This window comes from Protofrankia sp. CiP1_Cm_nod3 (assembly GCF_982290655.1).
The window spans coordinates 4,322-4,984 of the sequence record NZ_CEVIVD010000014.1 but is presented as its reverse complement, the minus strand read 5'-3'; the positions used below and the strand labels follow the sequence as shown (position 1 = coordinate 4,984).

Annotated in this window: 1 protein-coding gene and 1 pseudogene; both read left to right on the top strand. The window is 70.7% G+C overall.

The window, feature by feature from the left end; translation table 11 throughout:
* Window positions 1–54: 54 nt before the first annotated feature.
* On the top strand, window positions 55–309 hold the full coding sequence (locus tag AC5LUJ_RS05095; RefSeq protein ID WP_250283557.1) for a hypothetical protein: 255 nt from the start codon (window positions 55–57) through the stop codon (window positions 307–309).
* Window positions 306–663 (top strand): annotated as a pseudogene (locus tag AC5LUJ_RS05090) (transglutaminase-like domain-containing protein); the annotation flags it as partial. The gene AC5LUJ_RS05095 and the pseudogene AC5LUJ_RS05090, both read left to right, overlap by 4 nt.

The window sequence follows — 663 nt, the reverse complement described above, 5'->3', positions numbered from 1 at the left end:
GTGGTAGTCGGTTGTTGCCATCCGGCGGGGTACCGTCGGGGTGAGGTGGCCGTCGTGACGGCGCATCAGACCTTTTCCGTTCTCGACCGCGTCGACCTCGACCGGTTCGACGACGACGGCGGTGCTCCCGACCGGCTGTCCTTCACTCCGTCCGTGCCGGGCACCCAGCCGCTGGTGACTCTGCCCGACACCGCACCCGAGCATGTACCCGAGCATGCGCGCGAGGTGCTCCGGTTGGCCGGCGCCGGCTCGCTGACCGGTTCGACGGACGAGATCCTGCGCACTGCCGGGGTGGCGTCCCCTCCGTGACCGACGTGCAGTCAGAAAGTTACCGACCGTCCGCGCATCCCGGCGGCGGGGTGGCCGAGCGAGTGGTCAGTTGCGACCTCACCTTCGATGTCGGGGAACCTGCGGACGTCGCCCTCCACATCGCCGCGGCCAACGGCCGGGCAGTCCGTGCCGAGCGGCTCGACGTGACGATGGACAGGAGGGTGCTCCCGGTCGCGGTCGAGCTGGCCACGCCACACGGTGGTCGACTGCATCTTCTGCGCACACCCCCGGGAATCCTGTCCGTGTCCTACCGGGCGGAACTCGGCCCCCCGCCTGCCACCGCCGGACAACCGGCCGCAGCCATCCGCGGCGACCTGCCTGACCTGCCTGACC